Annotated in this window: 8 protein-coding genes; 1 reads left to right on the forward strand and 7 read right to left on the reverse strand. The window is 25.8% G+C overall.

Going from position 1 to position 6,759, the window contains the following annotated elements:
- Position 1: 1 nt before the first annotated feature.
- Positions 2-1,189 carry an acetate/propionate family kinase gene (locus tag SLITO_RS05715; protein ID WP_075058800.1) on the forward strand — a complete coding sequence of 396 codons (1,188 nt, stop codon included), beginning with the start codon at positions 2-4 and terminating at the stop codon, positions 1,187-1,189.
- Between the two features lie 31 nt (positions 1,190-1,220).
- Here the strand turns inward: SLITO_RS05715 and SLITO_RS05720 are convergent, their stop codons facing one another.
- From SLITO_RS05720 to rpmH, 7 genes are all read right to left on the reverse strand, one after another.
- On the reverse strand, positions 1,221-1,964 hold the full coding sequence (locus tag SLITO_RS05720) for a hypothetical protein (protein WP_075058801.1): 744 nt from the start codon (positions 1,962-1,964) through the stop codon (positions 1,221-1,223).
- 111 nt (positions 1,965-2,075) lie between these two features.
- A complete protein-coding gene (locus SLITO_RS05725; RefSeq protein WP_075058802.1) occupies positions 2,076-2,873 on the reverse strand; it encodes a TatD family hydrolase in 798 nt (265 codons plus the stop codon).
- 15 nt (positions 2,874-2,888) lie between these two features.
- Positions 2,889-4,241 carry a tRNA uridine-5-carboxymethylaminomethyl(34) synthesis GTPase MnmE gene (gene mnmE, locus SLITO_RS05730; protein ID WP_075058803.1) on the reverse strand — a complete coding sequence of 451 codons (1,353 nt, stop codon included), beginning with the start codon at positions 4,239-4,241 and terminating at the stop codon, positions 2,889-2,891.
- 38 nt (positions 4,242-4,279) lie between these two features.
- A complete protein-coding gene (locus SLITO_RS05735) occupies positions 4,280-4,846 on the reverse strand; it encodes a hypothetical protein (protein ID WP_075058804.1) in 567 nt (188 codons plus the stop codon).
- Positions 4,806-6,023 (reverse strand): membrane protein insertase YidC, encoded by a 1,218-nt coding sequence (yidC, locus tag SLITO_RS05740; protein ID WP_235443368.1) that lies wholly within the window; start codon positions 6,021-6,023, stop codon positions 4,806-4,808. Before yidC ends, SLITO_RS05735 begins: the two co-directional genes overlap by 41 nt.
- A gap of 5 nt (positions 6,024-6,028) precedes the next feature.
- Positions 6,029-6,352, reverse strand: a complete 324-nt coding sequence (rnpA, locus tag SLITO_RS05745; RefSeq protein ID WP_075058806.1) for a ribonuclease P protein component — start codon at positions 6,350-6,352, stop codon at positions 6,029-6,031.
- Positions 6,353-6,357: 5 nt separating this feature from the next.
- Complete coding sequence (gene rpmH / locus SLITO_RS05750) at positions 6,358-6,492, reverse strand: 50S ribosomal protein L34 (RefSeq protein WP_075058807.1); 135 nt, start codon at positions 6,490-6,492, stop codon at positions 6,358-6,360.
- Positions 6,493-6,759: the final 267 nt, after the last annotated feature.

A 6,759-nucleotide genomic window follows, 5' to 3' on the forward strand; every position in this document is an offset into this window, starting at 1 on the left:
TATGATATTAGTAGTTAATCCAGGTAGTAGTTCTATTAAATTTTCATTATACGAATATAAGGACGAAAAAAGTATTAAAAAAATTTCAGATGGAATCGCTGAACAAATAAAAGTAAATGGTAAAGTAATTATAAATTACCAAAATAAAAAACATGAATTTGAAGTTAAATTGCCAAATCATAAAATTGCAATTGAAACTATTTTAAATAAACTAGACGAACTAAATATTATTAAAGATATTAAAGATATTAACGGTGTAGGTTATAGAACAGTACACGGTGGCACAATTTCAAAATCATCTATTATTGATGAAATTGTGCATAAAAAGATAGAAGAATCTTCAAAGTTAGCTCCTCTTCACAACCCCCCTGGTTTGTTGGTTATAGATAAATTTAAAGATTTCTTACCCCATGCTATTCATGTTGCATGCTTTGATACAGCTTATCACCAAACAATGCCTGAAATTAATTATATTTACCCAGTTAATTATGATTGATACGAAAAACATGGTGTCAGAAAATATGGTTTTCACGGCACATCTTTTGATTACATCAATAGAAAATATGAAGAAATAGTTAATAAAAAAAATAATAATATTGTAGTTTGCCATTTAGGTAATGGAGCATCAATTTGTTCCATAAAAGAAGGAAAATCCTTTGATACAACAATGGGATTAACACCCCTTGCAGGAATTATGATGGGGAGTAGAAGTGGTGATATTGACCCTTCTATAATTAATTATATGTCTAATGAGCTTAATGCAAGCGTTTCTCAAATAAATGATATGTTAAATAATGAATCAGGTCTTTTAGGAATAAGCAAAGTCTCTTCAGACATTAGATATGTTATTGATGGTTATAAAAAAGATGACAAAATGTGTAAATTAGCATTAGAATTATATACACAAAAAATAGCAAATTTTGTTATACAAATGGTTAACCAACAAGAAGGAAAAGTTGAGTCAATTATTTTTACAGCCGGAATTGGAGAAAATGCAAAAGATATTGTAAGCATGATAATCTCTAAATTATATTTATTAGATATAAAATTAGATTTAAATAAAAACAATGAAAGTTATGAAGATAACATAAAAATTAGTAAAGATGAGTCAAAAATTTCAGTGTATAAAATAAGAACAAACGAAGAAATAATGATTTGTAGGGATGTTATCTCATTTTTAAACAAATAAAAAGCCTTGTAATATTTTTAAACAAGGTTTTTTATTTGTTTTTTTGTTCTACTTTTTCCTTTTTTAATTTTCTTTTATTCAAGCTATCTATACTCAAATTAGACATATAATTTATAAATATAGATAAGAAAATGAAAGAAGACATAAACCCAATAAAGAAGAATACCACCAATGGTCATCCCATTATTGAGGGGTCCATCTGATCATATGGAAATTGGGTAAAAAAAGGTTTTGGAGCATAGTATTCAATTAAAATTGCTCTAGATATAACAAACGTTGAATATACTCCAACTAAAAGTAAGTTAAATCATGTATATTTTTTTGAATATTGTGACGAAGAAATCTTTTCTCTTACTATTATAAAATAGTAAAGAATTATTAAAATTGGTGTTATAACGTGTTCTAAAATAGCTTTGATTATTTTATACCACGAATTAAAACCCACAACAGCATTTCCGGCAAGACCACCAAGTCAAATTATTAGTAAAATTACGTTATCAGTTGTTACTCTTGTAAAGTTATTTTTTCCTGTTACTCATTTTGGCATATTTTTTCATTTGTAATGAATCAAATTTAGCAAACCAAATACAAATGTATCTAACGTTCCTCAAACAGATCAGTAAATTATTTGATTAATTACTGATTTATCAAAACCATATGTTCCTGGTGGTTCTTCAACTGGTTGTATTGTGGACATTACTAGATCTAAAATTATACAAAAAAACGGTACTGTAGCACACCAAATAAAAAAAATTAAGTTTAGTTTTTTAATCATATTATTTCCTCTTTTAAAATAATACTATATTTGAAACTAAAAATTTTTTAAAATTAATTAAAAATTTTTTATTTAAATAAATCTACTATTTGGTGGAATAGTAGATTTATTTTAGTTTTTTATGTTAAACACTTTGTGTGCATTATTTGAAGTGGCCTCAATTATATCATTTTTATTTAATTGCTTAATATTTGCAATCGCCTTAATTGTATAAACAATATATCTTGAGAAGTTCATACTTCCTCTGTTAGGTTCTGGCGTTAAATATGGTGCATCTGTTTCTACAATTAAATTATTTAAAGATACCTTGCTAACAGTTTCTTGAAGGTCCTTAGCATTTTTGAATGTAACAACACCTGGTATTGAAATATAATAACCCAAATCAATAAATTTTTTAGCTAAATTATACCCTCTTGTATAACAGTGAACAATTGCTCTTTTTACTTTTTTTTCTTTTAAAATTTCTAATGCATCTAAATATGCTTGATCAGAATCATCCTTATCTCTAATATGCATCATAAGTGCAAGGTCATTTTTTTTAGCAATATCTATTTGTTTTTTAAAGAATTCTTTTTGTTTATCTTTATTTTTTGATGTGTAATAATAATCTAATCCAACTTCTCCAATTGCTACTACATTTTGCCCGTAGGAAAGTGTATCAACATCTTCTAAGTCCTTAAGGTCAAACTCGTCTACATTATTTGGATGTATACCGACTGCTGCATATACACTTGGAAATTTCATTGCATATTTTACCGCTTCTTTTGAAGAGTTAATATCAAATCCTACACAACAAAATTTTGAAACCCCGTTATTGTTTGCTTCTTTAATTATTTCTGAAACCTCAATGTCATTTTTTTTATACAATTCATCATTAAAATGAGTATGTGTATCAAATATCCCTGCCATTAATATAATCCTTCCTTATTTTCCAAGACAATACTTTCTAAATATATTATCTAAAATCTCTTCATTAGAATCAAATATTCCAAGCATATTATTGATAATATCTAATGAGTTTCTTAGATCAATCATTATAATATCAATATCAAAACCTTGGATTATGTTAGACTCAATCAAATCAATTGACTCTAAAACTTTTTTAAGTAATTCTATGTGAGAGATATTCGATAGTATCAAAACATCCTCATCTAGTATTTTTTCTTGGTCGTATCTTCTTTCTAATTCCTTTTTTAACTCATTTATATCATTTTTTTTAGCAGAAACAATTATAAGGTTATTAAAACTTTTTTTAATAGTTTTAATATCTGTCTCTGTTAGAAGATCAGCTTTGTTTAAAACAACAATGTGCTCTTTCTCCTTAATATTATTGTAAAGATTTATATCATATTTTTCTTTATTAATTACAAATAAAATTAAATTTACCTCATCAATTAGTTTAGTTGTTTTTTCAATTCCTTTTAATTCAACTACATCGCTTGTTTTTCTCAATCCTGCAGAGTCGATTAGATTTAGATTAAAGTTTTTAAATCTAATTGTCCCTTCAACTATATCCCTTGTAGTACCTTCAATATCTGTAACTATCGCTTTGTCTTCATTTATTAATGAATTTAATAGTGATGATTTACCAACATTTGTATCCCCTAATATTAGTGTTTTTATGCCACTATTAATATAATTATATTTTTGGCTATTATCTATTATATTTACAAGTTCTTTTTTAATATTTAACAGATCTCTTAATACAATTTCTGAAGTTGTATTTTGTGTTTCGTCATATTCTGGATAGTCAATAGCAGTTTGTAATATTGAAATATTATTAATAAAGTTTTCTTTGATATCCTGCAATTTTTTATTATTTTTGTCGATTAACATTTTGGCATTAAGTTTTAATGCTAGGTTATTTTTTGAGTGAATTATATTATTTATACTTTCGGCTTGTATTAAATCAATTTTGCCATTTAAAAATGCTCTTTGGCTGAATTCTCCTTTGGCTGCGAGTCTAGCCCCTTTTGATAAAACTAATTCTATTATTTTTTCAACTAAAAAAATACCACCATGACAATTTATCTCTACAGTTTCTTCTCCGGTAAAAGAATGATTTTTTATAAAAACCAGAAACAAACACTCATCAATGACGTGTCCTTCATGTATTATTTTACGAAGATAGAATCCATTTTTTGGTTCTAATTCTTTATCAATTAAAGAGTTAATTAAACCGATTGTTCCTTCACCCGAAACTCTAATTATAGATATTGCTTGTGTTGATATTTTTGTTGCAGAAGCTACAATTATATCGTCATAACTAATTTTCATTTTTACCTCTCTATAAATGATATTAAAGAAAACCAGAACTATTTGTCTGGTTTATAAACTAATTTTATTTTTCTTTCACCAAAAGGACCATTACTTTTAATTTTAATATTTTTATATTTCATAACAAATTCATTGATTTTTTTTCTATATTTTTTTGTATGTGGTTGGAGCTCCGCTTCGGTTTTGCTTATTAAAACCTTACGCACAATTTCTTTTAAAATTGGTATTGAAAAATTAATACCATTTTTATGAGTTTTATAAATATTTGATAGTTCAACATTTATGTAAGCTTTTTCTATTCTAAAAAAATAGTATTTAATGAAATTAACAAAAACAATTTTTGTATTTTTATTAAGGAATGAGTTACTTTTATAAAAACAAATATTCTTATTTTGGGAGTTTGAGAAAAATATTGTAACAATTCTAAAATCTACAAATAGATCAAAAAACCTATTAAGCTCATCAATTATTTTTTTCTTTTTAAGATTATCGATTTCTTTAAAAGTTTCGGTATTTTTTTTAAATAATAGTTTTACTTTTGGGTTTTTAGTATAAAAAAAATAACTATTTTTTAATGTTATTTTTTGTATTACTATTTTTTTCACTTAATTTTTTGTTTTTCATTACAACTTTTTCTCTTTTTTTCTTAATTCTACTTGCTTTTGTTTCTCTTACAAAGTGGAATATTAATGTTTGTGATATTTGGAAACATGAAGAGAATATCCAATATATAGCTACACCCGCTGCTGTTGTAAATATAATAAATACGAACACAAGTATGAATATACTGTTCATTATAATTTGTTTTTTTCTTGCTTTTTTTTGTTGTTCTGTGTCATTTTTTTTGTTTCTTTTAATCGATTGTAAAATCATCGGTAGAAACATAGATATTATTTGTAATGGTATATAAACAACAACTAAAGAAACATAAACTCAATTACCACTTGTTATTTGATCTCAAGGAGTATCAATAAGTGTAATTTTACCTACGACTGCTATTTTTAATGCGTGTGTTGCTCTAACGATAGAGAACATCGCAAACAAGAAAGGCATAGATAAAAATGTAGAAACTAAGGAACCAATCGGAGATATACCTTCTTTTTTGTATAGAGCCATTGTTTCCATTTGTTGTTTTTGTTTTGCAACAGGGTCTGTAGAACCCTTATATTTTTGCTGAATTTCTGCTTGCTTAGCTTGAACTAATTGAAGTTTTTCTTGGTTTGATTGTGTTTTCCAAGTAAATCCTAAAGTTATCATCCTAATAATAACTGATGTAAAGAAAACTGATGCTAAAACTATATAACCATAACTTGCGGTGCTTGATTTTATAATTCCGCCTTCAGAACCCGCCATTATTCTAATGAACGCCACAAGAATAAAGGACATAGGATAAACGAAGAAACCATAAAATGGAGAAGAAGTTTCAGTGAAAGCTTCTGACCACGAGGATATAGCATTTAATGAATATTCATGAATATTACCATTTTCATCACTTGCATATCAGTGGTTTTTAGATCCATAATCTCCTAAAGCTCTGATAACGATCTCAAAAGTAGTCCCGGGTGAATAAACTTTGTTACCTGCCATATCTGATACTTGAGAAACTGTATACTTGGATTGATACATTTGTACACAACCCCAAAGCATTGAGACTATAACAAATAAGAATAAAAATAAACGTACCCATACTCAAATTTGCTTAAGTATGTCTTTTTTTGTTTTTTTCTTGCCCTTATTATTATTTAAATATTTTGAGTAGTCTTGTTTATACAAGATATTCACCTCTTCTAAATTGACAATAAAACTTTGTCGAGTTGTTTGTGATTTTCATCATAACTTAATTCTAAAAAACTTGCCTTAACAATTATAACTACATCTACTTTTTTATGTTCAAATTTTTCTAACAAATCATAGACTATACTTCTTGTTACTCTTTTTATATAGTTTCTTAAAACTGCGTTTCCAAGTTTTTTCCCAACTGATACACCATATTTAAATAAATTATTATTATTTCGATAATAAATTACAAATGATTTTGAGTTTTTATAGTTTTTTAAACCTATTATTTTTTGGAAATCTTGGTTTTTTTTAATTATATTTAAGTTTTTCATAAATATTAAGCAGTAAGTTTAACTCTACCTTTTGCTCTTCTTGCTTTAATAACTTTTCTGCCGTTTTTAGTTGACATTCTAGCTCTAAAACCATGAGTTCTGGCATGTTTAATCTTACTTGGTTGTCAAGTTCTTTTCATATAAATACCTCCTTTAAAAATAAAACTTCATTTAAAATTATATAACAATTTGAAAGCTTATTTTTAAATAGTTAATATTTTTTTTAAAAGTGGTGAAAAAAATGTTAATATATTTTTTATGTGGAAAACTTTAAAAAATACCCAATTAAAAAGGTTTTATTATAATATTTATTCACAAATAAAACTAATAATGTTGTTTTTAAAAGTTATTAACAACAATAAAAATACCTTAAATTATAATTTTATTGTTAATAAATCGGAGGAATT

The sequence above is a fragment of the Spiroplasma litorale genome (genome assembly GCF_001267155.1).
GTDB lineage: Bacteria > Bacillota_I > Bacilli_A > Mycoplasmatales > Mycoplasmataceae > Spiroplasma_A > Spiroplasma_A litorale.